The following is a 26,348-nucleotide window of genomic DNA, read 5'->3' on the forward strand; positions in this document are numbered from 1 at the left end:
TTGCCCGTTTTCACAGCCTGTACCGGTACGGATTACTCGTCCGGTACAGGCGCGATGAAAGCGGGTTTTTCATATCCGGAGCAAATCTGATGCAGGCGCCGCTGGAAGGCATTAAAGTTGTTGAACTGGCACGTATTCTTGCAGGGCCGTGGATCGGCCAGACATTGGCGGATCTCGGTGCCGATGTCATTAAGGTAGAAAGCCCTGAGGGCGATGATACCCGCCAATGGGGACCGCCTTATATTGATGACGGCGCAGAACAATCTGCTGCCTATTATCATGCCTGCAATCGTGGCAAGCGCTCGATCACCTGCGATTTTCGTGAAGATGCAGGGCGTGAAACCGTTATCAAACTCATCAAAGACGCCGATATCGTTATTGAGAATTTCAAACTCGGCGGTTTGAAGAAATACGGCCTTGATTATGAAACTCTCAAAGCGATCAATCCGCGACTGATCTATTGTTCCGTCACCGGCTTCGGCCATGACGGGCCTTATGCAGCCCGCGCCGGTTATGATTTCATGATTCAGGGTATGAGCGGCATCATGGATATTACCGGTGACCCAAAGGGCGAGCCGCAGAAAATCGGTGTAGCACTGGTTGATATTATCACGGGCCTTTACGGTGTTATCGGTATCCAGTCCGCGCTGTTACATCGCCAAGCCACCGGCCTCGGTCAGCATATTGATATGTCGCTGTTCGATTGCATGACTGGCGTTCTCGCCAATCAGGCCATGAATTTCCTTGCCTCCGGCGTTGCACCAAAACGCCTCGGTAATGCCCATCCGAATATCGCACCCTATCAGACATTACCGGTGAAAGACGGCTATTTCATTATCGCTTGCGGGAATGACGGGCAGTTTGCCAAGCTCGCTGGCGTCCTTGGCCTGTCTGAACTGGCAGAGGATGAGAAATTCCGCACCAATGCCGCGCGTGTTCGCAACCGCGATGAACTGACAGCACTGCTGGAAGCAAAGACCAGTCTCTGGCTGCGGGATGATCTGTTAGCGACATTGGAAAAAATTGCGGTTCCAGCAGGGCCGATCAATACGATTGCTGATGTTTTCAGCGATCCGCAATTTATCGCTCGTCAGATGCGCGTGGATAATCAGGGGGTTCCGGGGTTACGCACACCGCTGAAATTCTCCAATGCAGAGCTTAAAACAGGTCTGCGCTCCCCGCGTTTAGGTGAGCATACAGAGGAAATTCTGGCGGAATTAAACGCAAAATAATCCCCTCGAATGCCGCATTCAGAAGGCCGCTTTCAGCGGCCTTTTTTATTGCCCCGTAAAACTGACTCGCAATCCGGCAATTTTCACTGTTTAATCCTGATATCAACCGTCAAAATAACGGAATTATCAGACACATTCTTGATATTTTTTTGCAGGACAATTCCATCATGATAAGCTTAAATACTCAAAGAGGAATAATCAATCTATCCCATTGAATAGTAATAATTTTCATAATTTGTTTTATTTTTGTTCTGCGCAACATTATTTTAAAAAAACTCATATATTGTTGCAATTTATAACAGTGTTTCTTTTTGGCATTCTTATTTTCAGACAGACCGCTCAAAGTGAAAAATAAGATGTTTGACTTTAACGTAAAAATTCATACTAGAATCCAGACTGTACTTTAACAGGGAGGGTTATATGTATCGTAAAATTTTGCTCGCAGGTGTCTGCGCATTGACACTAACCGGCGCACTTGCAAGCGTCGCTTCTGCCGAAGTGGTTCTGAACCGCGGCAATGACACAGATCCGGCAACATTGGATCACCACCGCACATCCACCATTTCTGAACGTAACGTACTGCAAGATCTCTATGAGGGTCTGGTCACACAGGACGCCGATGGTGAAGTTATTCCGGGTGCCGCCAAATCATGGGATATTTCCGAAGACGGTCTGGTCTATACATTCCATCTGCGCGATGACGGAAAATGGTCCAACGGCGATAAAGTGACCGCTGGCGATTTCCTGTTTACGTTCCGCCGCATTATGGATCCAAAGACTGCAGCCGGCTATGCCAGCATTTTGTTCCCGATCAAAAATTCCGAAGATGTTGTCGGTGGCAAGAAACCGCTTGAAGAACTCGGCGTAGAAGCCGTTGACGACGCAACACTGAAAATTACCCTCAACACGCCGACACCATATTTCCTTGAATTGCTGACCCATCAGACCGGTCTGCCAATGAATAAGAAGAGCGTTGAGGAAAACGGTGATAAATTCACAACACCGGGTAAAATGGTCACCAACGGCGCCTATGAACTGGTAAGCTTTACGCCGAACGACAAAATCGTCATGAAGAAAAACCCGCATTATTATGATGCTGGCAATGTCAAAATTGACGTCATTAACTGGATTCCGTTTGAAGACCGCGCCAGCTGTATGCGCCGCTTTGAAGCGAAAGAAGTGCAGATTTGCTCCGACGTACCGGCTGAGCAGCTCGGTTATGTTAAAAAGAACCTTGCCAGTGAATTCCGTCTCGCACCTTATCTCGGCTCCTACTATCTGCCGGTTAAAGGCAAGACCGCTGACAGCAAGCTGAAAGACCCGCGCGTTCGTGAAGCCATTTCCATGGCGATTGACCGTGAATTCATGGCTGAGCAGGTCTGGCAGGGCACTATGCTGCCTGGTTATTCCGTTGTTCCTCCGGGCATTGCCAATTATGTTGAAGGCGGTGTGAAAGCTGAATATGCCGGTGAAGATATGCTGGAGCGCGAAGACAAGGCTAAAGCCCTGTTGAAAGAAGCCGGTGTAGAGCCAAATACGCTGTCTATTGAGCTGCTTTATAACACCTCGGAAAACAACAAGAATACAATGGCAGCTATTGCTGACATGCTGAGCAATATCGGCATCAAAGCCACACTGAACGAAACCGAAGGTGCCACATATTTCAACTTCCTGCGTGAAGACGGGCCGTTTGATATCGCCCGCGCAGGCTGGATCGGTGATTATAACGATCCGCAGAACTTCCTGTTCCTGTCAGAAAGCAATGTCAGCTTTAACTATTCCAAGTGGAAGAACAAAGATTACGACGCTCTGATGGCTAAAGCGGCTGTCACCACCGACCTGAAGGAACGCGCAAATATTCTGGCCGATGCGGAACGTCTGTTGCTTAAAGAAACAGCCGTTATTCCGTTGCTTTACTACTCCTCACGCGCTCTGGTTTCAGAGAAGGTTGAGGGCTGGAATGACAACCTGCTGGATACTCATAAAACCCGCTGGCTGTCACTGAAACAGTAAGTATTTTTACTGGCAGGCTGCATATTCACCTATGCAGCCTGTTGCATATCAAGCGATTTTAACTTTGCCGCAGCCATTGTTTTTATGAAGGCTGCAGTCAGGAAAATTATATGTTGAGCTATACGCTACGGCGGCTGGCCAGCGCGATCCCGACGATATTTATTATCATCACGCTGACCTTCTTCATGATCCGGCTTGTTCCGGGCGGCCCGTTTGATCTTGAGCGCCCGATTGATCCGTTGATCCTCGAAAACCTGAAAAAAGCCTATAATATGGATGCGCCTTTATGGCAGCAATATCTGATCTATTTAGGCAATCTGCTCAAAGGCGATCTGGGGCCAAGCTTTGCCCGCCGTGACTTTACGGTCAATGATCTGTTTGCATCAGGTTTACCGGTTTCCATTCTGCTCGGCAGTCTTGCCCTCACACTCGCTGCGGTACTCGGCACTCTGCTCGGTGCGCTTGCAGCGCTGCGTCAGAATTCATGGCTCGATTATACGATTGTTGCTGTCGCAACATTCGGCATTACCACACCGAATTTTGTTGTAGCTCCGCTGCTCAGCCTGTTCTTCGGTGTTATTCTCGGCTGGGTGCCTGCTGGTGGCTGGTCATCTGCCAATATGCTGTATTGGATATTACCGATCACTACACTGGCGCTACCGCAGGTCGCGGTGATTGCCCGTCTCGTCCGTGGCTCAACTATTGAGGCTTTGCGTGCCAACCATGTGCGCACAGCACGCGCCTATGGTCTGCCTGCCCGCATTGTTGTTGGTGTTCACGCATTACGTGCCGCTTTGCTTCCCGCTGTTTCCTATCTCGGGCCGACAGCGGCAGCTTTGCTCACCGGTTCCGTCGTCGTGGAAACCATTTTCGGTATTCCGGGCATCGGACGCTATTTCGTGCAAGGCGCGTTGGGGCGTGACTATACGCTGGTTATGGGCACTGTTGTGGTCATCTCGGTCTTTGTCGTGCTGTTCAACTTAATTGTTGATCTGATCTATGCTTATCTTGATCCGCGGGTGCGCTATGACTGATATTTCAACCAATCTGCCGTCTCACGGCGCACCGGAAGGCAATGCAGCCGTTGCCGGACGATCACTCTGGCAGGATGCATGGATCCGTCTGCGCCGCAACCGTGCAGCAGTAGCCAGTGCAATTGTGCTGATTACTCTGTCTCTCGTCGGGATTTTCGGACCAATGGTCAGCCCGCATCCTTATGAGAAAATCTATCCGCAATTTGTCCGTGTGGCACCAAGCCTTGAAGCCTATCCGCGTGCGGATACAATCATTCCGGGTTTAGAGCGGGAAATGGCACGCGCCCGTATACAAGGCGGGGAGCCGGAACTTGCCGGTTCAAAACTGACTGTTGATGTCACATCAAGCGCAGGCCGTGAACTGGATGAGCGCCTGCTACGTTATTTTGAACGCTCAGACCTGTTCAGCAATCCGAAAATTGAACTGGCAGCCGATAAATTGAGCGGCAAACTTTCGCTGGATGTATCTCGTAATTACTTCTTCTTCGGCACCGATAATCTCGGTCGCGATATGATGACCCGTACCTTTATCGGGGTGCGTATTTCACTCGCGATCGGTCTGCTGGCTTCTGTGATGGCACTGGTGCTCGGCGTCGGCTATGGCGCGATTTCCGGTTATCTCGGCGGTCGTGCTGACAATATCATGATGCGTATTGTCGATATTCTCTATTCCCTGCCCTTCATCTTCTTCGTCATTTTGATGCTGGTGTTTTTCGGGCGGTCGATCATCATCATCTTCATTGCCATCGGGGCAACGGAATGGCTGGATATGGCACGTATTGTGCGCGGTCAGACCCTCTCTCTTAAACGGCAGGAATTTGTGCAGGCGGCAGAAGCGCTTGGAGCTACGCGGCGGGGCATCATCACCCGTCATATCATTCCGAATGCTCTGGGGCCGGTGATTGTTTTCGTTACCCTGCTGGTACCAAAAGCCATTCTGCTTGAAAGTCTTTTGTCTTTCCTCGGTCTTGGTGTTCAGGATCCGATGACATCGCTCGGCTTGCTGATCTCTGAAGGGGCGCAGAATATGCGCGGTGCTTCATGGCAGCTGATTTTCCCTGCGGTCACCCTGACACTCATTCTTTTTGCGCTGAACTTCCTGGGCGACGGCCTGCGTGACAGCCTTGATCCGAAGGACCGTTAAGATGGCAGAAACAGTACTCTCTGTACGCGATCTGCGCGTGACATTTGAAACCAATGACGGACCAGTTCATGCGGTGCGCGGTATTAATCTGGATGTTAAATCCGGTGAAACTGTTGCCATCGTCGGGGAATCCGGCTCCGGCAAAAGCCAGACCACCATGGCAATCATGGGTTTGCTATCCTCAAATGGTAAAGCCACCGGTCAGGCGCTCTATCGCGGTCAGGATCTGGTCGGCATGTCCGACAAAGAGCTGAATAAAATCCGTGGTGCGAAAATCACCATGATTTTTCAGGAGCCCATGACTTCGCTCGATCCGCTCTATAAAATCGGTGATCAGCTGGCAGAGCCTTTGCGTTTTCACCGTGGTATGAGCAAAGCACAGGCACGTCCGCGTATTCTGGAATTGCTGAAACTGGTCGGGATTCCCGAACCGGAACGCCGGATCGATAGCTATCCTTATGAACTATCCGGCGGTCAGCGCCAGCGCGTCATGATTGCCATGGCACTGGCGAATGATCCGGATATTCTGATTGCGGATGAGCCGACAACCGCTCTGGACGTGACCATTCAGGCGCAAATTCTGGAGCTGCTGGCCGATTTGCAGAAACGCCTCGGCATGGCCATCGTTTTCATCACCCATGATCTGGGGATTGTGAAACGTTTTGCTGATCAGGTCTGCGTCATGCGTTCCGGTGAAGTGGTTGAAAGCGGTACAACGGAGAAGATTTTCTCTGCACCCGAACATGCCTATACCAAAATGCTGCTTGATGCAGAGCCGGAAGGCACCAAAGCCGCACCGCCGGAAACAGCTCCCTTGCTGATTGAGGCAGATGATGTCTCCGTTACGTTTAATCTGGCAAAAGGCTGGCTGAAACCGCAAACCGTTCTGCGGGCAGTCGATGGCATATCGCTCAACCTTAAACAGGGGCAGACGATTGGTATTGTGGGTGAATCCGGCTCCGGTAAATCCACACTAGGTCGTGCTATTCTGCGCCTGCTGAAATCTGAGGGGCGTATTGCTTATCTCGGCAAGGAGCTTCCTACCGATCCGCAGGAAATGCGCCCTAAGCGCCGTGAGTTGCAATTGGTGTTTCAGGACCCGTTCGGCTCGCTCAGCCCGCGTATGACGGTGGGGCGGATCATCACAGAAGGGCTGCTGATCCATGAGCCGGAACTTTCAGCCAAAGAGCGTGATCAGCGTGCAGGTGAAGCACTCAAAGAGGTTGGCCTTGAGCCTTCGATGCGCAACCGCTATCCGCACGAATTCTCCGGCGGTCAGCGTCAGCGTATTGCCATTGCCCGCACTATGATCCTGAAACCGAAGGTCATTGTGCTGGACGAGCCGACCAGTGCGCTAGACCGCTCGGTGCAAAAACAAGTCGTCACTTTGCTGCGTGATCTGCAGGAAAAATACGGCCTGTCCTATTTGTTCATCAGCCATGATCTGGCGGTTGTGCGCGCCCTTTCCGACTATATTCTGGTGATGAAAACCGGAAAAGTGGTTGAAGAAGGCCAGACCGAGCAGATTTTTGATGCACCGCGTGAAGAATACACCAAAGCGCTGATGCAGGCCTCGATGAGTGAAAAACGCTTCGGAGCGTAAAACATTAAAGGCCGGAGTTGAAGCTCCGGCCTTTTCCATTTCAGTCCAGAACTTTGCCCGGATTGAGAATATTATGCGGATCAAGTGCCGCTTTCAGTGTCTTCAAAACCTGTAATTCGGCTTCGCTGCGGCTATAATGCAGCCAGGGCTTTTTATGCAGACCAATGCCATGTTCTGCGGAAACCGAACCTTTGAATGAACGGATAATGTCATAAACAATATCCTCAATGATCCGCTCTTTCGGTTCAAAATCCGTATATTTCGTGACATCAATATGGAAATTACAGTCACCGACATGCCCGAAAAACAGGCTCTGAATACCGGGGTAACGCTCTTCTAAAGCTGCCTGAATAGCATCAACGGCTGCGCCAATCTGCGTTTGCGGTACAGATACGTCAAAGCCGATGCACGGACCCTCATGGGTCATAATTTCTGCAATGGCATCGCGCATTGTCCAGAACTCTTCGGCCTCGCGGTGGGATTGCGCAATGGCAGCATCGGCAATCCAGCCCTCTTCCAGTGCATGTTCCAGAACAGACTGGAAGAGTTCGGCTTCGGTATCAGGCTCAGCACCCTGCATATCCATCAGCACATAAAGCGGGTAGCCCTGCTCCAGCGGTGCGCGGGCATATTTTGCAGCGGTTTTATAATAATCACCCCACATCGCCTCAAATGCCGTGACGCGACCGGAAAGACGCTTCTGGGCATAATTCAACAAGTTGAGCGCATTATCAAAATTCTCAAGCGCAACAACCGCCGCATTGGCTCCGCCAACACCCGAACGCAAACGCAAAACCGCACGGGTCACAACACCCATTGTCCCTTCCGCACCGATAAATAAATGCTTCATGTCCAGCGCAGCATTGTTCTTCGGCATTTCATTCATCATGCTGAGAATTGTGCCGTCTGCCAATACTGCTTCAAGGCCCAGCACCAGATCACGGGTCATGCCATAGCGGATCACACGATTGCCACCCGCATTGGTTGAGATATTGCCACCGATCTGGCAGGAACCGCGCGCACCTAAATCCAAGGCAAAATTCATACCGGCATTACGCGCGGCATCCTGAATGGTTTGCAGAATAACACCGGCCTCAACAATCATGGTTCCGGCCTGCGCGTTAATTGCCTCAATGCGGTTCATATTGCGCAGTGACAGCAACACGCAGCCTTCTACCGGAACCGCACCACCAGCCAGACCGGTCAGCCCGCCCTGCGGGACAACGGCAATATGATGCTCATTACACAGTTTCAGAATTTCAGAAACCATCTGCGTATTACGTGGTAATACCAGAGCCAGCGGGGTGCCGCCTTGCTCATCGCTCCAGTCGCGCAGCTGTGAACTATCAATATTTTCAGCGGTTTGAATGTCTTTACCAAGCAGTTCAGACAGTTTTTCCAGCACTGCAAGCCGGTCAGAAGCATGTTGCATTTTATTCCCCTTAGAGCGCGTCCGGTCTGACTGAAACAGACCGAAATTTTCTCTAACCTTTTGTTTGTCACCAAGCTTGTCCGGAAACCGTTTCGCTGGTTTTAGGATCGGCTTTCGCTACTGAGATTATCTTTATTGGAATTGTCGCTAATTTGTTATAGGGATTTATTAAAATTATTACGTATCAGGTCGTTCTGTTTTTGAATAAGTTCGACAGCAATCATTCTGCGGTCAAAATCAATATTGTCCGTTCTTTTTATTGAGGTTTCTCATGCCATTGAATATGTCTCGTCCGGCTCTGATTAAAACTTTCGCACTGACCGCTGTTCTTGCACCGTTATGGGCTGGTACAGCACTAGCATGGACCGGTGATGATGTTGCAAAGCGCCTGCAAGCCTTGCTCAAAGAACAAATGGTCGAGCTGACATTCTCCAAAGCTGAAACCAATGGCTCAAATGTGATTTTGCATGATGCAAAAGCACAGATTGCTTTGCCGAAACCTGCGTCTGATGAAACAGAAGAAGCGAAGCAGGACGATAAGGATAATGCTCCGGTTAATCTCGGAACGATTACTCTGAGCAATATTTCAGATGCCGCAGATGATGTTTACCTCATCGAAAAGGCGTCTTTTGACGATGTCAAAATTGTTGAAGATAACAGTGTTTTCACAACTTCGGATATCCGCTTTAATAATGTCAGACTGACCAAAGATCCGAAAACTGATCTGATCGGCCGCCTGCAATATGCCGAAAGTTTCCAGATCGGTGCCATCAGTGTCACAGTCCAAAGCAAGCCGGTTTTTGAACTGAAAGGTGTGCATTTCGCGCAGGAGCCTTTCAGCAAAGAAAAAGCCAGCAATTACAGTTGGGGCATTGAAGCGCTCAACATTGATCTGGAGGAAGTAGACCGGATTGATCAGGAGAAGAAGAAAAAAGAAGCCGCTGAGTTCCAGAAATCTGTAGAAGAAGCCGCGAAAGCGGCAGAAGAAGCAGCTGAGGAAGCCGCTGCGGGTGCGGAAGCGACAACTGAAACGACTGAACCTGCAACCGCTGATGCAGCACCTGCAGATAAGGCCGGTGCCACAGCTGACGCCGATAGCAACACAGATATCGCAACAGATGATACAGATGATACAGATGAGATGGCTGAAGACAGCGATCTCGGTGATGATCTGGCTGAGACCTCCGGCGACATGGATATGGCAGCAATCCGTGCTCTCGGATTGGAAAAAATCAATCTGACTATGGATGCCAAAGGCAGCTGGTCACCTTACAGCGGCCAATATACTGTCGACCAGATGACCGTGAGCGGTAAAAATATCGGGACTTATAGTTACAAGCTCGCTATGGGCGGTTATAACCTGAAATTTATCAAAGCAGTGCAGGATTTGCTGACCAGTGTGATGGAAGATGGTGGTGACAACACTGCCATGCAGGTCGCTGCTGTTGGTATGTTGCAGAACCTTTCCATCAGCAATATGGAAATGCGCTATGATGATGCGAATTTCTTCGGCAAAGTACTGGATTATCAGGCAAAAGAACGCGGTGTCACCCGTGAAGAACTCGTGCAGGAGATGAAAGATCAACTGCAGATCAGTGTTGATTATTTCGAAAAAGAGCCGGTTGTTGTCGATGCTGCGAAAGCTGCAGGCGAATATCTGGATGCGCCGAAGTCAATCAGTATCAAAATCCAGCCGGAAAATCCGGTGACTTTTGGTATCCTGACTGCAGTTGGTATGGCCGAGCCGAAAAAACTCTGGTCAGTGCTTGGCGTTAAAGTCGAAGCCAATAAATAAAACAAAAAAGCCTGCATCTCACGATGCAGGCTTTTTCTTTATCTTTTTGCCGATCAAAGCTTACCGGATCAAAGCCGGTGCAAGCGCACATGCGGATAAATTTCCTGCGCGATCTCACACAAATGCTGATGATGAGTCAGATAAATCACCTGTCCTTTGTCAGCCATTTGCGTGAAAATCCGGAAAGTTTCACGCGCACGATCATCGTCGAAAGTCTCCATAATATCATCCGCGATAAATGGCATCGGCCGCTGCGCCACAAATTCATAATAACCGGCAATACGTAAAGCCAGATAAAGCTGAAACCGCGTGCCCTTGGACAATTCATCCGCAGTTTTTGAGCTGCCGTCGGCTGCCACAGCAATCAGAATTTCGCTGTCCTTGTCCGTTTGTGTGGTCAGCTGGCGGTAACTGCCCTGACTGATAGTCTTAAACGCTTCGGATGCCTGTGCCATCATCGATGAACGATGCTGATCACGATACAGTCGCAAAGCCTGCTCAGCCGCGCTGATGCCAAAACGCAGGCGCAGATATTGCTTCGACTTATCCTCAATCTCCAGCAAGAGTGTGCGGCGTTGTTCGTCCAGTTTTGCAGCACTGTCATCACCGGCCTGCGCTTCACGCAACAATTGTTCGGCCTGCATTTTCAGGCGATATTGCTCCTGCTTATGCTGATCCTGCGCATCATCTTCATCACGCAAGGCCAGCAATTGTGCTTTCAATTCAGTGCTGACAGCCTGTGCAAGCAATGTTTCCGCCTCTGCTAGTTGCGCCACTTTCAGCAAATGCGTAATGGACTGCTCTTCACCTGCAAGGGTCTGTTCAAGCTGGGTTCGCTTGTTCCCTGCCTGAATTTTAAAACCGGCATCTTCCAGTGTGTCCGCCTGCAATTGCGTGAGCATCGTCTGTTTTCTGGCATTGAGCAAATCCGCTTGCTGGTTCAGATGCTGCATCTGCTGTTCAGCCTCCGCCAGCTTGCCTTGCAACTCATGCCGTTTTTGCTGCTCTACCTCTGCTTTGCGAATATATTGCTCACTGCGCTGCGCAAGTTCTGAGACAGGGATCACCTCACCCGCCGCGTTATGAACAGGCAAATTAAGGCGTTTTGCTAAGGCTTCCGCTTCTTTACGATAAGCAGCCTGATCGTCGCGCATGGCATCAATACGCTGTGCCAGATTATGGCTGCGTTCCAGTGCCGGTGCCAGTTCTGCCATCAGATTGAGGCTTTCGCGCACCTGATCCAAATCCGCAACAGCATCGCCCTGACCAAGCCATGTTTGCTGGCAGGCTGCACGCCATGCCTCACACCACTGCGTATCCTGCATCTGAATATCGTCCGCCTCTTTGCGGCGGCGATGCAGTTCCTGCTCCTGAGTGCTCAGTTCTGCCTGTAAAGCGGCAAAATGCTGAAAACGCTCATTCAAACGGACAGCCTGCGCTTGCAAAACATTCAGATCGGTTTCATCAACGTCAAGACCCGCCTGTTGTAAGGCTTTGCGCAGTTCTGCCACTGCCAGCCTGACCTGTGCCTGTTTTTCATCGCGCATACGACAAGCACGCAGCCAAAGCTGCCGCTTTTGCAGCACAGCACCGCGCTTTTCCATCCAGCGCAACAGGCTGGCAGACGATAGCCGCTCTGCTGCTACCGGCACCAATTGTTTCTGCCAGTCAGCCAAACGGGTTTGCACTGCCTGCAACTCTGCTTCTGTTGCAGTCGCAGCATTTTGTGCGTGTAAATTTTGTGCTTCAAGCACGGCAAGACGTTCGCGCAACTGCATGGCACGGGCAAATTCCGTGGCCTGCGTCAGCCTGCTATGCACGGCCTGATCATCCTGTGTCAGATAGGCTTCAAAGGCATCTGCCGTTGCATCATTCAGGCTCTTGCGATGGTGTTGCCATGCCGTATTGCGCTTATTGCGCAGTTCTGCGGCCTGTTCCTGCGTCATCACCAGACCATGCTGCTGCAAAGCCTGAAGTTGCGCCTGCAACTGCACCATTTCATCCGTGTTTTTAGCCTGACTGTCCTGCGTCTGCTGCAACCGGTTTTGCAGTGTTTGTAGCTGTTGTCCTGCGGCTTCAACCTCAGATACGTCCGGCACTGCTATGGCTACGAGCATATCCAGATCAGTGTCAAAATTACCTTGACGATAAGGCAATGACTGCCAGAGTTCACGCAACTGCGCTTCTTCTTCGTGTGCATTTTGCTCTGCGTGTCGCAGAGCATTGCTCGAGTCCTCACCGCGCAACCGGCTCAGCAGATCATTGAGGCTGCGCATCTGACCGAGGTCACCCGCTGACTGCCCCATGCCGCTTTGTGCCAGCTTTTCCTGCGCCAGTTTCAGCCTGTCCTCAGCCGCGGCAAGTTCTTTACGTGTCAATTGCAATGCCGCCGCGATCCCTGACCGGCGCTCAATCAAACTGCGCAATGCAGTCTCGGTCTGAATATTCATCAGCAATGTGCGCGGGTCGGTTTTGACATCCTTTCCGAGACGGATCAGCAGCGCTTCAATCTTATGCTGTTCCGTACGCAAAGCTGTTTCGCGCTCCGGCAAATCTTTTTCAGCTGTGAGATAGCGGGCGCGTGAAATTTGCAGCTGTCCGGCGACACCCACAAGCTGCAATGCATTTTCGTCCGGATGAATGGCGCCAGCGTCCTGTTCCAGAACGGCCAGTATTGTCATTTGGCTCTCAAGCCGGACACGTAGTTCTGCATTATCTATCATCAGGCGCGGCAGTTCTTCCGCAAAACCGGCTGGTACCGCAGGAATATCCGCAAAACCATCCAGTTCTTCGCGCAAGCGAAGCAAACGATGATAATGTGGCAGTGCATTGAGCAATGCATCAATCTCAGCAATACGGTTGCGCGTTTGCACGTGGGTACTGCGTGCCTGCAGATACTCTGCCTCTGCTGCACGAAAACTATCGCTCAATTTGCCATAGCTTTGTGCTGAACTTTTTGCGTCCAGCTCGGCTTTGAGAGCTTCTATTTCCTGTAGTTTCGCTTTAAGATCGGCCAGTTCGCCACTGCGGGCACCGGAACGATAAAACTGGTCCGCACGGCTGCGCAAAATCCCTAAATTCTGGCTCAAACCGGCAAGACCGGCACTGGCAGAAAACAGCAACTCCCCTAAATTGCCTTTGCTGGCGAGAATAGCCTCACCGCCCTGCTCGAGCGTGTCATCATCAAGCGAAAACATCATGCGATAGGCATCGCGGTCGATATCGCCGAGTTCCGCAGAGATCAGCGTATCCGGCAAAGCGCGGCCTGCATCATCCTGCAGGCTATTGACACGGGCTTTGGTGCGTACCAGTTCCTGCACGGCGCCCTGCATTCGCAAGGATGCACCTATTTTCATTGCCGGATAGGGGTGCAGGAAATTATAGCGGCTTTTATGCTCAATACCGAACAGCAAATCGAGCAGCGCCGAAAACGTGGTTGATTTTCCCGCCTCATTCGGCCCGTAAATAATATGCAAATCGGGTTTGCCCTGATCTGCCGCACCAAAATCCAGCACATGATCGGTAAAGCGGCCATAGCGTGTGAGATCCAGACGATTGATCCGCATTATGCCTGTTCCTCTGCCTGTGCAGCTGCACTCAACTCGGCCAGTACATCCTCGCTGCCCTTTTGCAACAAGTCGGTGATCAGTGCCTGCGCCTGTGTTTCATCCCCACCGAACATATTGCGGATTTCCGCAGGCAGTTTTTTCATTAAAGCATCCATTTGCTCCGCGAGGTTGCTCTGAAACTGAACATTGACAGCCAGTTCATCGCTGATCAGCCTGCCCAGTTCCTGTAACGGATCAGCTGCCAGAACCGTATTTTGCTGGTGAGCTTTACGCGGCGGCGTACATTCAATTTCCAGCTTTTCAATCCAGCAATCGCCGGTTTGTGCTGCTCTGTCTTCTGCTTCCGTCAGCAGCAGATCATGGTCACGGCGCATTTGCCACGCCAGCGCTGTCGAACCGGTCAGATGCAGACGGGCAACCAGATGTTCACTGGCTGTTGCTTCACGCTTAGCTTCCAGCGCCTCATGCACTGCCTGAACAAGTGCACGCCAGTCCTCACAGGCTGAGACATCGACATGCACACGCTCAAATTGTGCAATGGATGTCAGGCGCTCTTCCGTATGGACGGTGCCGCTATCATCAATGGTCACAAGTGTTACGGATTTCGCGCCGGCCTCGTTAATATCCCGCCCCTGCGGATTACCGGCCATCACCACGGTACTATTATACGCATTCGTCGGCGCATAAACCGCCCGCTTGTGGATGTGCCCCAAAGCCCAATAATGGAAACCATGAGATTGCAAGTCAGCAACGCTGACCGGCGCATATAGATCATGCCCTTCGGCACCATTCAGACTGGTATGCATCAGCCCGATATTCACCGCACCACTGACAGGCAGACTGTAACTTGGCAGCAGGCTTTCGGGTGCATGCGGCTTGGCAAAACTCAGACCATGAAACACTACAGGCTGCTCATGATCCGGTGTATTCACCGTGATAGCACGCGCTTTACGGTCAAAGATTTGCACCCGATCCGGCAGAATGAGCTCTTTGGTGATTTTTGACAGCGCATCATGATTGCCGCGGATGATAAAGACATCAATACCCGCCTGATCCAGACGACGCAGCTGCTCCGCCAGAAACCGCGCGGTTTTCATCGAGGTCTGATCGCCGTCATAAAGATCACCGGCAATCAGCAAAGCATGCACGCGCTCGTTTAAAGCCAGATCAATAATACGCTCAAAAGCACGCCGCGTTGCATTGCCGATCAGCGTGGCAAGCTCATTATTACGTAAAGCGAGTGAGCGCAGCGGTGAATCCAGATGAATATCTGCCGCATGAATAAAGCGATAGGTCAAAACGGCTCCTGAAAGTCCGGATCAAAATCTTTGAACAGACTATGCGACGGCACCGTTATAAAAATCAATGCAAGGCCGGTTTTATAGCGCTGATATCCGTTCACAACTCTGCATCACCGGTACAACTCCTGTTAAATTACCTGAAATACAGTATTTTTTAAACCAGGCACTTACAATTGAAATTTTGTCTTCCTATATGCGTCCAAAGCACTTTTTCAGGAGACACATATGTTGCGTGCCACCTCTCGTTTAGGCCAGTTCACAATCGCATTGGGACTGGCGCTCGTTGTATCGCTTTCGGCGATGGATATTGCCGATGCCAGACGGGCGGGCGGTGGCGGCTTTGGCAGCCGTGGCAGCAAGACCTATCAGGCACCTGCGCCAACCCGCACAGCTCCAAACACAGCTGCGCCGATTGAGCGTTCGATGACACCGAATACCGGTGCGCAGACACGTCCGGCACAGGGCGCTGCGGCAGCAAATGCGGCAAAGCCTGGCTTCTTCAATAATTTTGGTCGTTCCATGCTCGGCGGTCTGCTGGTCGGCGGTTTGATCGGTATGCTGCTCGGTAATGGTCTCGGCGGCATGGCCGGTTTCCTCGGCCTGATCCTGCAGGTTGCTCTCTTCGCCGGTCTGGCAATGCTGGCCATGCGCTTCTTTGCCAACCGCAATAAGCCAGCAACGGCTGCTGCCGGTGCCGGTTCTGCAAGAACAGCGCAGAACTTTGGTCAGAATTTCGGTGGCCAGTTTGACAAGCGTGATGCACAGGCACAGAACACCAATGCCCGCTCGTCCACTTCTGTCCCGTCAGCCGGCTTCGGTGCCGGTGCGGGCGCAAGTGCAAGTGCTGCTGCCGCAAACATGATGCAGCCTGCCGTGGAAGAAAAGCCACTGACTGTTTCGCAGGAAGATCTTGAACATTTCGAAAAAATGCTGACCGAAGTTCAGACAGCCTATGGTCAGGAAAATTACGGCACGCTGCGTCAGCTCGCAACACCAGAAGCCATGTCTTACCTCGCCGAAGAACTCGGTGAAAATGCTACCAACGGCCTGCGCAACCATGTCAGCGAAGTGAAATTGCTGCAGGGTGACGTATCAGAAGGCTGGAGCGAAGAAGGTAAAGATTACGCCACCGTTGCCATGCGCTATGAAAGCGTTGACTACATGGCTGACCGCGACTCTGGCGAATTGGCCGAAGGCGAAAGCACTGAGATTTCGGAAAGCGTTGAAGTCTGGACATTCGTACGCCCTGCCAATGGCCGTATCGAAGATTGGAAACTTTCGGCAATTCAGGCTGCATAAGCATCTGACATTACACCATATTATGCATAATCAAGCCGCTCTGATCTTCAGGGCGGCTTTTTTCATAGAGAACATCTTGTTCTGCAAAACGTTACGGGTTTAGAAAATAATACTATAAATAGATTTTTATGATTGCATTTTTTTGCAATCAATTATATTTAATTGAAAATATAGAAAGCAGGTATGAGATGCAAAAGCCAGACATTGCCGCATTTTACGATCAGCGCACCGGCTCCGTGCAGTATGTTGTCGCTGACCCTGAAACACTGGATTGTGTGATTATTGATCCGGTGTTGGAATATGATGAAAAATCCGGTCAGACGGCCACTCATCATGCCGATGAAATGCTGGATTATATCGCACGTCGCAACTACCGACTGGTGCGTATTCTTGACACCCATCCACATGCAGATCACTTATCAGCGGCGCATTATCTGCATACCCGCACCGGCGCGCCGACGGCAATTGGTGCGGAAGTGAAAAAAGTCCAGAAAATCTGGTCTGAGCTGTATAACTGGCCTGACCTTGCCTGTGACGGCTCGCAATGGGATCACTTGTTTGAAGATGGTGAGACATTCAAAGTCGGCAATCTCAACGCGCGGGTCATTCACTCACCGGGGCATACGCTGGCTTCGATCACCTATGTCATCGGCGATGCAGCCTTCATCCACGACACCCTATTCATGCCGGACGGCGGCACTGCACGCGCCGACTTCCCGGGTGGCGATGCAACCGCGCTGTGGAACAGTATTCAAACCATTCTGCAATTGCCGGAAGATACCCGCCTTTTCACCGGTCACGACTACCGTCCGAACGGCCGTGAAGTGCGCTGGGAATCCCGTATTGATGAGCAATTACAGGATAATATCCATCTCAACCGCTATCGTGATGAGGATAGTTTTGTCACGGCACGTCAGTCGCGGGATGCAACTTTGCCAATTCCGAAACTGATGCTCCATGCATTGCAGGTCAATATTCGCGGCGGGCGTTTGCCGGAGCCTGAAAGCAACGGACAGCGTTATATCAAAATTCCTCTCGGCCGTTTTGACGGCGCACCTTGGGAATAAGCCATGAGCACTCTTATCGAAGACACCGACCTGATAATGGCCACGGCGCCCGATGCCGCAGAACTGCGAGAGCGGGTCAACGAAGCCTCAGCTTTCCTGAAAAAACTGTCCAATCCGGACCGCTTGCAGGTGGCTTGTGCATTGGTTGAAGGTGAAAAATCCGTGCGCGAACTGGAGGATATGCTGGGTATTCGTCAACCCGGTCTTTCCCAACAACTCGCAGAGCTGAGAACAGCCGGTTTTGTCAGCGCCCGCAAGGAAGGCAAAGCCGTGTTTTATTCTCTCGCAGATGAACGGGTGAAAATCTTCATCCGTACAATGCACCAGCTGTTTTGCACTCCATCCGGTCATTCATAAGGTTTTAAATCATGGAAAATTTTACCCCGTGGTCAGCACTTTCGGGCGGGCTTCTGATCGGCCTGTCGGCAGTATTGCTGATGTTTTTCGAAGGACGCATTGCCGGTATCAGCGGCATTGTCAGCAGGCTTTTCCCGCCTTATAGCGACAATCGCTTTTTATCCCGCGCAGGCTTTGTGCTGGGGCTGCTGATTGCTCCGTTTCTATATATGCTCTTCAGCGGTCACACACCGGTTCTCAGTGTTTCTTCCGATCCGGTATTGATGATTATTGCCGGTTTGCTGGTTGGTTTTGGTGCGGTTTTAGGCAGCGGTTGCACATCCGGTCATGGTGTCTGCGGTATTTCGCGGCTGTCGCCGCGCTCCCTGCTCGCAACCACATTATTCATGGCAGCCGGTTTTATCACCGTCTACATCATGCGCCATCTGATCGGATAAAGGAGATAACCGATGTCATTTCTGATCAATCTTGTTATCGGCCTGATTTTCGGGATCGGACTGGTGATCTCAGGTCTTGCCAATCCTGAGAAAGTTCAAAATTTTCTGGATATTACCGGCAATTGGGATCCGTCACTTGCCTTAGTCATGGGTACAGCAGTCGTCACAACATTCATTGGTTTTCGTGTAGTTTTTGCCCGTAAAAAACCGGTCTGCGCCGTGAATTTTGATGTGCCTGCCAATCGCAAACCGGACAGATCACTGGTTATTGGTGCTATTCTGTTCGGTATCGGCTGGGGCCTTGGCGGCATTTGTCCGGGACCTGCGATCACCACTGTGGGCTTAGCTGCAACCGGCACATTGATCTTTGTTCCGGCTATGATAGCCGGCATGTTGATTGCCCGCAAAGTAAAGGCTTCCTGATTTTTCAGGAAGCCTTCGATACTCAGCACTTTTAAAGTGTCATAGCGCCGTGAGCCCAATATGGCTCACGGCGCTATGGTTTGATCAATCGCATGAAACACGGGGCCATGGCCGAGTGAGCGACCGCTCTCATCTTTCATGCCCACTTCAAGCCGGTGTGCAGCACTGATTGCCCGCAGCAAATAGGCTTTTGCCTCGCGCACGGCATCCGGCAAGGCATTGCCTTTCGCCAGTTCGGCAGCCAAAGCACTGGAAAGCGTGCAACCTGTCCCATGCGTATCAGGCGTTTCAACACGTGGCGCTTCAAACCACAGATTATATTCCGCGCTCAGGAGCAAATCAGGGCATTGCTCTCCTGCCATATGCCCGCCCTTCATCAGCACGGCTTTACAACCTTTAGCCAGCAAAGCCTGACCTTGACGTTCCATATCCTCACGGTTTTCAGCTACTGGCATGCCAAGAATAGCGGCTGCTTCCGGCAAGTTGGGTGTCAGTAAGGTTGCCAGCGGCAACAGTTTTTGCGTGAGGCTTTCCACCGCCAGCGGATCAAGCAAAGCCGCCCCGCCTTTGGCAATCATCACAGGATCGAGCACAATCTGCAAATCAGGCTGTTTAATCAGCTGCTCCTGCAAAATCTGCGCCACACGATCAGAAATCTGCGCATTCACAATCATGCCGATTTTAACCGCATCAACCCGCACATCGCTGAAAATCATTATGAGCTGCTGCGCCACAAAATCTGCAGGCACAGCAAAAACACCGGATACGCCTTGCGTGTTCTGTGCTGTCAGTGCGGTCAGCGCAGCCATGCCATAAGTGCCACGGGCAGCAAAAGTTTTCAGATCAGCCTGAATTCCGGCTCCGCCCGACGGATCGGAGCCGGCAAGGGAAAGAACGTTTTTCATTGCCTATCCCTTTGCAGCACGAAAACCGGCGATAGCCGCATGGAATGCACGGGCTTTCTGTTCAGGATGATCCTGACCACAAATCGCTGAAACCACGGCCAGACCATTAACACCGGTTGCCAGCACGTCATCCACATGCGGCAGTTTAATGCCACCGATGGCGACCGCAGGCAGACCATTATGGGAGTAAACCCGTTTCAACCCGTCAATACCGATAGAAGGCGCGCAATTCTTCTTGGTTGCTGTCGGGAAGACAGGGCCGATACCCAGATAATCCACCACAACACTATCGGCTTTCGCTGCCAGTTCAGCCGTCTGCACGGAAAGGCCGAGGATCATATCCGGTCCGATTTTAGCGCGCACCTGTTCCGGTGAACCGTCATGCTGGCCGATATGCAAACCATCCGCGCCAATAGCAATCGCAATGTCTACATTATCATTGATGATCAGCTTGGCATTGGTTCCTTCAAGCGCTGTTTTTAGCGCTTTGGCCGTTTCAAGCATCTCTTGCTGGCTGGCATCTTTGTCACGCAACTGCACCATTGTGGCGCCACCACGCACCGCTGCAATTGCGGTTTCCACCATGCCAAAACTGCCGCAAAGCTCACGGTCGAGAACGAGATAGAGCGACAGATCAAACTGTTTCATAGAATTGTACCTTTGCCTGAGACTGGAATTGTGCGGGTGTGAGCGCATAAAGCGCATCGATAAAGTGAATTTGGAAACTGGCAGGCCCCTGCGCCTGCAATGCCGCTTGTTCTCCGGCGACCGCATACATAGCCAGAGCGGCTGCCGTCGCTTCCAAAGCGGAAACTTTACGAGAGGCAACGAATGCACCGGTCAGGCAGGTCAGTGCACAGCCAAGTGCTGTCACTTGCGGCATCAGCGGTGAGCCGCCGTCAATACGCAAAGTTCTGTGACCATCTGTGACAAGATCATAAGCGCCGGTCACTGCAACAATGCATTGATGTTGCTGTGCCAGTTGTTGTGCCGCGTGATGGGCGCTACCGGCATCATCGCCGCTGTCTGCGCCTTTGCCCCGTGCGGAAAAGCCTGCAAGGGTCAGAATTTCGGACGCATTACCGCGAATAATTGTTGGTTTTAACGCCAATAGTGTCTGCGCCGCTTCTCTGCGGAAAGTGGAGGCAAAATGCGCAACAGGATCAAAAACCCACGGAATATTATGTGCATTGGCGGATGTAACCGCCGCAATCATCCCCTGCACCCAAAGCGGCGAGAGCGTGCCGATATTAATCGTGACCGCGCCGCAGAGTTTGGCAAATTCTCCGGCTTCTTCTTGCGCATGCAGCATGGCAGGAGAAGCACCCGCCGCCAGAACCACATTGGCGGCCGTATTCATCGCCACGAAATTTGTGATGCATTGTATGAGAGGTTTTTGGCGTCGCATGGTTTCCAGCACAATGCCGAAATCCGGTAGATCTTTCATATCAGCCCTCCGCCACGGTGAGGGTCCGATATAGGGTGCCACTATTTCGCCTTGCGATAAGCGCCCTTTAATCTGACTCCCTCCGCCGGCATTATCCGGTTCAGGTTCAAAGGGTACTTCTCAGCCGGTATTGTCCGGGCGCCCCTGTCTTTGATCGCTATTATGGCAGAGCAGGCAGTGCCTGTCCACCGTTTGTCAGATCACTTGATTAATATGGCCCGGAAATCATTGACATTTGTGCCGGTCGGCCCTGTCACGAACAGATCGCTACTTACGTTGAAAGCACTCCAGCTGTCATGCCCTGCAAGATATTGCTTCGCATCCAACCCGAGCTCTGTCATACGATGAATTGTGCTTCCATCTGCGAAAGCACCGGCATTGTTCTCCGAGCCGTCAATGCCATCCGTATCCGCAGCCAAAGCGTGAATATTCTCAGAGCCAGCAATATTCAGTGCCAATGCCAGCATGAATTCACTGTTGCGACCACCCTTACCGGCTTTAGAACCGGAGCCGAGCGTTACCGTTGTTTCTCCGCCGGACAACAACAGCAATGGCTGTTCTGCCTGACGATTACGCGCCTGATATTGTGCCATTGCCCCATGCATCAGCGCGATGTCTTTTGCTTCACCTTCAATCGCATCGGAGAGAATATACGCTTCAACACCCTGCTCTTCGGCCAATTTTGCCGCCGCCGCCAATGACTGTGCTGCACTGGCAATAATATGGTGGCTGTGACGGGAAAATATTACATCATCCGGTTGCGGCGCATCGGCCTTTTCACTCTGCAAATGTGCCATGACCACTTCCGGCAATTGCATTTTGTAATGTTCAATAAATTTCAGCGCATCATGACGGGTCGCACGATCGGCAATTGTCGGCCCTGAAGCGATCAGCGCCGGATCATCCCCCGGAATATCAGAGACAATCAGGCTGATCATACGGGCAGGTCCTGCGAGGGCAGCAAGCCTGCCACCTTTGATCGTAGAGACATGCTTACGGATAGCATTCATCACGCTGATCGGCGCACCACTGGCAAGCAAAGCGGCATTGACTGCCTGCTCATCCGCCAGTGTCAGCCCCTCTGGTGGCGCAGGCAACAGAGCCGAGCCGCCGCCACAGATCAACGCCACCACCAGATCGTCTTCATGCAAGTCTTTCAACGCAGCTTTCAACTGTTTTGCGGCTTCCAGTCCTGCTTTATCCGGCACCGGATGCGCCGCTTCCAGCACTTTAATGAAACGGCATTCCGCTCCATAGCCATAACGGGTGACAACCACACCTTGCGGCGCAGGATATCCGGCCTCAGCCCATAAGGTCTCAAAGGCTTGCGCCATTTGTGCAGCGCCCTTACCGGCGCCGATTACAATCGTTCTGCCCTTTGGCGCTTGTGGCAAATATGGTTTGAGACAATGCAGCGGATCAGCCGCCTTAACTGCTGTTTCAAACAGGGATTGCAGGAATTGTCTTTCCTGTCCCGGTTTCAGTTTAACCTGTACCCGTCCGATCCCCTGCGGCAACTGGCTAGCACCATCACTATAACCGGCAGGAATTGTCCCGACTACATTGATGACACGACGCTCGGTAATCGCCGCAAATATCTGATCAACTGCCTGCTTCGCCCCTGCAAGTCGTGACGGGTGGTCGGTATCTGCCGCCGCATGTGGCAACAACAACATGGCTTCCGGATATTTTTTTGCCAGTGGCAGATAAGGTTCCAGCGGTCCTGACAACACACCATCTTTTTCAAACAGGTCAGCATCCACTGCAACATTACGGATATGACCGCTCTGCATCAGACTGTCCAACGCCGCAATATCCACCAGCTCACCACGGTCATAATTGATGACCATAGCACCCTCATTCATTGCGGACAGTACGGTATGGTTGACCAGACCTTGATTGCTGTAACGCCCCATCTCCTTGTTCAGCGCACCAAGCCCCAGATGCACACTCAGCACATCGGCATCTTGCGCAGCAGTTTCGGGTGTCGATGCATAGGTATAGCCCTGACTTTCAATCCATTGACGATGATGTTCACGGGCATAAATAGTGACATGCATAGCAAAGGCTTTCGCCAGTTTTGCCACTTCCATACCGATATTGCCGCTGCCGAGAATGGCAATCTTTCGCCCTTCAAGTCCGGAGCTCGGGAAACGCGCCAGATCGCGACCGGTATCAAAGCTGCCTTCCAGCACCTGCGCATAAAGTGTGGCAGTGTCCAGATCAGGACGAAACTGCAAAAGCGCTTTTAGCACCATTTGCGCAGTGATACGGCTGTTGATGCCCGGTGTATTCATCAAAGGCGCTGTGCCGGAGACCCATGATTGCGACTGCATATTACCGGTGCCTGCACCAATGCGCACTCCACCCTCAGCAAACAGGCATTGCGGCGGAATGCGGGTGGCAGCAGCAATCACCGCATCATATTGCCCCTGTCCCGCAGCTGCGATCAATTCTTCTTCAGTACTCAGATCGGGGCAATAGAAAAAATGTAGTTTTCCGGCTGTGAGTTCTTGCCCTGCCTGCAAAGCATGATCGTGAAAGACCCCGCCTTTCCCTTCGATATAGCGGCGAATTTCATTCCATTGATGCTTGCCTTGTGCATCAAGACGCAACTCCAGATGATCCGTGATAAGGATTTTGGCAGTTTTGTCCGACATATTCAGTTCCCTTATATTTATTCAGTACGGGGCAATGCCCAGATTATAGTGATTGGCAATCCGCCAAAACCAGTCTTTGTCGAGATCTTCCTGTCTCTTTTGGATCGTGAGGTGCTCTGCGCAATGATCGAACAGGGCATAGCAAAGCTGCTCGTCATCATGACGGGCATAATAGGCAATACCATCGAGCTTTTCCGGATGATCATGCAGCGCCTTTGACCAGTATTGCGCTGTATCATAGGGTAAACCACTATGCAGAATCTCTGCCGTCGCTCCCAAAATTGCGAGGCCGCGTCCGGCAAGTTTCGCCAGTTTCAACGGTGCAGTATTCTCCAAAACCACATGCGCCTTTTTCTGTAGCAGCCCCATATCAATCAGGCTGCGACCCGGTTCACGTAAGAATGTTTCGGCAAACGCACCTTCCCGTGCAGCAGCCGTATAAAGCACGCCATAGGATGCATCCGGCGCGTTAAGCCTGCCCATTGTTGAACGGTCAAAATAAACTGGATCAAAAGCAGCAGTATAAAAACGATAAAACTTGCTCCCCGCAGCCAGAGTGATTATCTCAGGCTGTCGGGAAGTCAGATTTTGTGGTGGCTTCGGCCCGCTCACGCGCCTTGCAAACCATTGAGCCGTGCCGCTTCCAACACCAGCTCGGTTTCACCGCAACGCAACAGCTCAATCGGCTTTTTACCGTTGAGACGTTCATCCGGCCTGCTCAAGAAATTCAGTATAAACCATGGATTAGCACTGCCAAGCGCCTGACGCACAGCCTTCAATCCGGCAACAATACTGCCATCATTGAGAAACTGGATTGTCGGATAAGCACGACGGTTAGCCGGCCCCGGCACTGCGAGCAATGTACCTTCCTGAACCCGTTTATCAACGGCCTGACGGGAAATGCCCTGCAATAACAGGCGCACCTGCTCCAGTGTATAAGCACCGCCAGCTTCGCGCAGATCCTGCTGAGCAATTTCCACACCACGCAGTAAGGCCAGCGCACGGGCATCCGGCTGGTACGCCTCTTTAGCAAGCGCTTTACCCGCGGGTTTCTGAACAGGCAGGCGCTTCGCGCGACTTGACGTCACGCGTGACTTTGCATTTGCAGCAGGGCTCTGCCGTGTTTTCTTATGCTCAGTTGTGCTTTGCGTTGTCTGTGCCATGATCATCTCCTGCTTTAAAGATGATACCGCACAGGCTGGTTGTCAAGCTTGCTAATATTGTCAAGGTTGACAAGGTTGCATCTTACATAAAACGACTTGCAGAATACGGCTCTGCCGGAATGAAAGTTTTCTCTCCGGTCATCATTTCTGCCAGCAACCGGCCGGATGCAGGCCCCAGCGTCAGCCCGTGATGGGCATGGCCGAAATTCATCCACAGACCCGGTTTATTCGGCACGGCTCCGATGACAGGACACATATCCGGCATACACGGACGCAGACCCAGCCATGGCTGCGCTTCAACCGGCTTGCCCAAGGAAGGTAAAACTTTGCGCGCGCGTTTCTCGGCACGATCCAGCAGGATACGATTGGCCGGTGCATCCGGCGAACCAAATTCAATACCAGTAGTCAAACGCATCCCCTGACGCATCGGCGCCATCACATAACCGCCTTCAACCTCAACAACCGAGTGATTGAGAGCCGCATCCTCTTCCATGGAAAAATGCAAATGCGTGCCGCGTTTAACCGCCATAGGCAGTTTGATGCCAGCCTGCTGATAGATCAGATGCGACTGAGGCCCCAAAGCTACGACAACATTGCGTGCTGTGACCTGCTCAGATGCACGGACAGACCAGCCATCACTCTGCTGCTGCAAAGTTGTTGCATCGCCATGCTGGAAGATGCCACCGCGCTGTGTAAACAAAGCTGCATAGGCTTTGACCAGTCCCGCAGGGTCGCTTACTGTTTTAGGATCAAGCCAATGCACCGCACCGGCAATATTGCGCATTGCAGGTTCCGTTGCAGCAAACTCTGCCCGATCCAACACTTTATAGTTCAGAGCAAAACGATCCAGCGACGGCAGAGTTTTCACAAAAGCATTGAGTGCTTCTTCACTGCAAAATGCTTCCAGCCAGCCTTTACTCTGCACCAGATTTTCACAACCGGCCTGTTCAATCAGGAAATCATGCTCTGTGACGCAGGATTCCACCAGTGGCAGCATGGCTTCAGTCGCTTTAGCCAGTCGCTCCGGTGAGGAATTGCGCCAGAACTGAAACAGCCACGGTGCCATTTTCGGCATATAGGCCAGATCATATCGTACATCCGAACGGTTATTCAGAGCATATTTCAGCAGATTGGCAAAACCACGCGGAAACGAATAGGGAATAACGCTTGAGCGTTCGATCAGACCGGCATTGCCATAGCTGGTACCCTCGCCCGGATTTTTCTTGTCAATCAGACAAACCGCATGACCGCGTGCTTGCAAATGGAGTGCTGTGCTGACACCGATAATGCCTGCGCCCAGAATGATTGTATCGAATTTACGCATGATATGGCCGTATAAAACGGGGCATAAATTACCTGCCAACACAGTGTGTCCGGAATTTTGCCAGCAAATGACTAAGATCTGAATTCAAGAGAAATGAGCGCACAGAACTGCGCGCTCACTCAACATGTGAAGCAATACTACAA

At 51.7% G+C, this 26,348-nt stretch carries 21 protein-coding genes, 1 pseudogene and 1 riboswitch; of the genes and pseudogenes, 11 read left to right on the forward strand and 11 right to left on the reverse strand.

The window, feature by feature from the left end:
• The first annotated feature begins 89 nt into the window (after positions 1-89).
• The 5 genes from DFR47_RS18710 to DFR47_RS18730 all read left to right on the forward strand — a co-directional run bounded on the left by DFR47_RS18710 (position 90) and on the right by DFR47_RS18730 (position 7,026).
• On the forward strand, positions 90-1,232 hold the full coding sequence (locus tag DFR47_RS18710; protein WP_374788423.1) for a CaiB/BaiF CoA transferase family protein: 1,143 nt from the start codon (positions 90-92) through the stop codon (positions 1,230-1,232).
• 420 nt (positions 1,233-1,652) lie between these two features.
• Complete coding sequence (locus tag DFR47_RS18715; RefSeq protein ID WP_113946033.1) at positions 1,653-3,245, forward strand: peptide ABC transporter substrate-binding protein; 1,593 nt, start codon at positions 1,653-1,655, stop codon at positions 3,243-3,245.
• Positions 3,246-3,355: 110 nt separating this feature from the next.
• Entirely contained in the window at positions 3,356-4,279 is a 924-nt protein-coding gene (locus tag DFR47_RS18720) for an ABC transporter permease subunit (protein WP_113946034.1), read from the forward strand.
• Entirely contained in the window at positions 4,272-5,423 is a 1,152-nt protein-coding gene (locus DFR47_RS18725; RefSeq protein ID WP_113946035.1) for an ABC transporter permease, read from the forward strand. Before DFR47_RS18720 ends, DFR47_RS18725 begins: the two co-directional genes overlap by 8 nt.
• Position 5,424: 1 nt before the next feature.
• Positions 5,425-7,026, forward strand: coding sequence for an ABC transporter ATP-binding protein (locus DFR47_RS18730; RefSeq protein WP_113946036.1), 1,602 nt, complete (start codon positions 5,425-5,427; stop codon positions 7,024-7,026).
• Between the two features lie 40 nt (positions 7,027-7,066).
• On the opposite strand, the gene DFR47_RS18735 is transcribed toward DFR47_RS18730, so the two are convergent.
• Entirely contained in the window at positions 7,067-8,458 is a 1,392-nt protein-coding gene (locus DFR47_RS18735; protein ID WP_113946037.1) for an FAD-binding oxidoreductase, read from the reverse strand.
• 271 nt (positions 8,459-8,729) lie between these two features.
• Between DFR47_RS18735 and DFR47_RS18740 the strand changes: the two genes are divergently transcribed.
• Complete coding sequence (locus DFR47_RS18740) at positions 8,730-10,253, forward strand: hypothetical protein (RefSeq protein WP_113946038.1); 1,524 nt, start codon at positions 8,730-8,732, stop codon at positions 10,251-10,253.
• 68 nt (positions 10,254-10,321) lie between these two features.
• Here the strand turns inward: DFR47_RS18740 and DFR47_RS18745 are convergent, their stop codons facing one another.
• Both DFR47_RS18745 and DFR47_RS18750 read right to left on the reverse strand, forming a co-directional pair.
• Positions 10,322-13,819, reverse strand: a complete 3,498-nt coding sequence (locus DFR47_RS18745) for an AAA family ATPase (protein ID WP_113946039.1) — start codon at positions 13,817-13,819, stop codon at positions 10,322-10,324.
• Complete coding sequence (locus DFR47_RS18750; RefSeq protein WP_113946040.1) at positions 13,819-15,120, reverse strand: metallophosphoesterase family protein; 1,302 nt, start codon at positions 15,118-15,120, stop codon at positions 13,819-13,821. The genes DFR47_RS18745 and DFR47_RS18750 overlap by 1 nt, the downstream gene beginning before the upstream one ends.
• A 228-nt stretch (positions 15,121-15,348) precedes the next feature.
• Between DFR47_RS18750 and DFR47_RS18755 the strand changes: the two genes are divergently transcribed.
• The 5 genes from DFR47_RS18755 (at position 15,349) to DFR47_RS18775 (ending at position 18,706) form a co-directional block, all read left to right on the forward strand.
• A complete protein-coding gene (locus DFR47_RS18755) occupies positions 15,349-16,422 on the forward strand; it encodes a Tim44 domain-containing protein (RefSeq protein ID WP_113946041.1) in 1,074 nt (357 codons plus the stop codon).
• Between the two features lie 188 nt (positions 16,423-16,610).
• A complete protein-coding gene (locus DFR47_RS18760) occupies positions 16,611-17,489 on the forward strand; it encodes an MBL fold metallo-hydrolase (RefSeq protein WP_113946042.1) in 879 nt (292 codons plus the stop codon).
• A 36-nt stretch (positions 17,490-17,525) separates the two neighbouring features.
• Positions 17,526-17,846: an ArsR/SmtB family transcription factor gene (locus DFR47_RS18765; RefSeq protein ID WP_113946043.1), complete on the forward strand. Its 321-nt coding sequence runs from the start codon at positions 17,526-17,528 to the stop codon at positions 17,844-17,846.
• 11 nt (positions 17,847-17,857) lie between these two features.
• Positions 17,858-18,283, forward strand: coding sequence for a YeeE/YedE family protein (locus tag DFR47_RS18770; protein ID WP_113946044.1), 426 nt, complete (start codon positions 17,858-17,860; stop codon positions 18,281-18,283).
• 12 nt (positions 18,284-18,295) lie between these two features.
• The gene (locus tag DFR47_RS18775) at positions 18,296-18,706 is read left to right on the forward strand and encodes a DUF6691 family protein (protein WP_113946045.1); all 411 of its coding nucleotides are present in this window, start codon (positions 18,296-18,298) and stop codon (positions 18,704-18,706) included.
• Between the two features lie 65 nt (positions 18,707-18,771).
• On the opposite strand, the gene thiD is transcribed toward DFR47_RS18775, so the two are convergent.
• From thiD to DFR47_RS18810, 8 genes and pseudogenes are all read right to left on the reverse strand, one after another.
• On the reverse strand, positions 18,772-19,611 hold the full coding sequence (thiD, locus tag DFR47_RS18780; protein WP_113946046.1) for a bifunctional hydroxymethylpyrimidine kinase/phosphomethylpyrimidine kinase: 840 nt from the start codon (positions 19,609-19,611) through the stop codon (positions 18,772-18,774).
• Positions 19,612-19,614: 3 nt separating this feature from the next.
• The gene (thiE, locus tag DFR47_RS18785) at positions 19,615-20,259 is read right to left on the reverse strand and encodes a thiamine phosphate synthase (protein ID WP_113946047.1); all 645 of its coding nucleotides are present in this window, start codon (positions 20,257-20,259) and stop codon (positions 19,615-19,617) included.
• Positions 20,246-21,058 (reverse strand): hydroxyethylthiazole kinase, encoded by an 813-nt coding sequence (thiM, locus tag DFR47_RS18790; RefSeq protein ID WP_113946048.1) that lies wholly within the window; start codon positions 21,056-21,058, stop codon positions 20,246-20,248. The genes thiE and thiM overlap by 14 nt, the downstream gene beginning before the upstream one ends.
• Before the next feature lie 60 nt (positions 21,059-21,118).
• A riboswitch (TPP riboswitch) is annotated at positions 21,119-21,214 on the reverse strand.
• 44 nt (positions 21,215-21,258) lie between these two features.
• Positions 21,259-22,542, reverse strand: coding sequence for a glycerate kinase type-2 family protein (locus DFR47_RS22170; protein ID WP_245416647.1), 1,284 nt, complete (start codon positions 22,540-22,542; stop codon positions 21,259-21,261).
• A gap of 180 nt (positions 22,543-22,722) precedes the next feature.
• A pseudogene (locus tag DFR47_RS22290) lies at positions 22,723-23,718 on the reverse strand (NAD(P)-dependent oxidoreductase); the annotation flags it as partial.
• A 21-nt stretch (positions 23,719-23,739) separates the two neighbouring features.
• Entirely contained in the window at positions 23,740-24,330 is a 591-nt protein-coding gene (locus DFR47_RS18800) for an RES family NAD+ phosphorylase (RefSeq protein ID WP_113946049.1), read from the reverse strand.
• A complete protein-coding gene (locus tag DFR47_RS18805; protein ID WP_113946050.1) occupies positions 24,327-24,881 on the reverse strand; it encodes a hypothetical protein in 555 nt (184 codons plus the stop codon). Before DFR47_RS18805 ends, DFR47_RS18800 begins: the two co-directional genes overlap by 4 nt.
• 82 nt (positions 24,882-24,963) lie before the next feature.
• Positions 24,964-26,205 carry an NAD(P)/FAD-dependent oxidoreductase gene (locus DFR47_RS18810; RefSeq protein WP_113946051.1) on the reverse strand — a complete coding sequence of 414 codons (1,242 nt, stop codon included), beginning with the start codon at positions 26,203-26,205 and terminating at the stop codon, positions 24,964-24,966.
• Positions 26,206-26,348: the final 143 nt, after the last annotated feature.

Source organism: Pseudochrobactrum asaccharolyticum (assembly GCF_003314995.1).
Classification (GTDB): Bacteria; Pseudomonadota; Alphaproteobacteria; order Rhizobiales; family Rhizobiaceae; genus Pseudochrobactrum; species Pseudochrobactrum asaccharolyticum.

What these genes read in the sequence shown, in the direction of transcription:
- DFR47_RS18765 (WP_113946043.1), top strand. Translation starts at nt 17,526, where the DNA reads ATGGCCACGGCGCCCGATGCCGCAGAACTGCGAGAGCGGGTCAACGAA.
- DFR47_RS18745 (WP_113946039.1), bottom strand. Translation starts at nt 13,819, where the DNA reads ATGCGGATCAATCGTCTGGATCTCACACGCTATGGCCGCTTTACCGAT.
- thiM (WP_113946048.1), bottom strand. Translation starts at nt 21,058, where the DNA reads ATGAAAGATCTACCGGATTTCGGCATTGTGCTGGAAACCATGCGACGC.
- DFR47_RS18775 (WP_113946045.1), top strand. Translation starts at nt 18,296, where the DNA reads ATGTCATTTCTGATCAATCTTGTTATCGGCCTGATTTTCGGGATCGGA.
- DFR47_RS18805 (WP_113946050.1), bottom strand. Translation starts at nt 24,881, where the DNA reads ATGGCACAGACAACGCAAAGCACAACTGAGCATAAGAAAACACGGCAG.
- DFR47_RS18760 (WP_113946042.1), top strand. Translation starts at nt 16,611, where the DNA reads ATGCAAAAGCCAGACATTGCCGCATTTTACGATCAGCGCACCGGCTCC.
- DFR47_RS18725 (WP_113946035.1), top strand. Translation starts at nt 4,272, where the DNA reads ATGACTGATATTTCAACCAATCTGCCGTCTCACGGCGCACCGGAAGGC.
- thiD (WP_113946046.1), bottom strand. Translation starts at nt 19,611, where the DNA reads ATGAAAAACGTTCTTTCCCTTGCCGGCTCCGATCCGTCGGGCGGAGCC.
- DFR47_RS18770 (WP_113946044.1), top strand. Translation starts at nt 17,858, where the DNA reads ATGGAAAATTTTACCCCGTGGTCAGCACTTTCGGGCGGGCTTCTGATC.
- thiE (WP_113946047.1), bottom strand. Translation starts at nt 20,259, where the DNA reads ATGAAACAGTTTGATCTGTCGCTCTATCTCGTTCTCGACCGTGAGCTT.
- DFR47_RS18730 (WP_113946036.1), top strand. Translation starts at nt 5,425, where the DNA reads ATGGCAGAAACAGTACTCTCTGTACGCGATCTGCGCGTGACATTTGAA.
- DFR47_RS18810 (WP_113946051.1), bottom strand. Translation starts at nt 26,205, where the DNA reads ATGCGTAAATTCGATACAATCATTCTGGGCGCAGGCATTATCGGTGTC.
- DFR47_RS18710 (WP_374788423.1), top strand. Translation starts at nt 90, where the DNA reads ATGCAGGCGCCGCTGGAAGGCATTAAAGTTGTTGAACTGGCACGTATT.
- DFR47_RS18735 (WP_113946037.1), bottom strand. Translation starts at nt 8,458, where the DNA reads ATGCAACATGCTTCTGACCGGCTTGCAGTGCTGGAAAAACTGTCTGAA.
- DFR47_RS18715 (WP_113946033.1), top strand. Translation starts at nt 1,653, where the DNA reads ATGTATCGTAAAATTTTGCTCGCAGGTGTCTGCGCATTGACACTAACC.
- DFR47_RS18755 (WP_113946041.1), top strand. Translation starts at nt 15,349, where the DNA reads ATGTTGCGTGCCACCTCTCGTTTAGGCCAGTTCACAATCGCATTGGGA.
- DFR47_RS18740 (WP_113946038.1), top strand. Translation starts at nt 8,730, where the DNA reads ATGCCATTGAATATGTCTCGTCCGGCTCTGATTAAAACTTTCGCACTG.
- DFR47_RS18720 (WP_113946034.1), top strand. Translation starts at nt 3,356, where the DNA reads ATGTTGAGCTATACGCTACGGCGGCTGGCCAGCGCGATCCCGACGATA.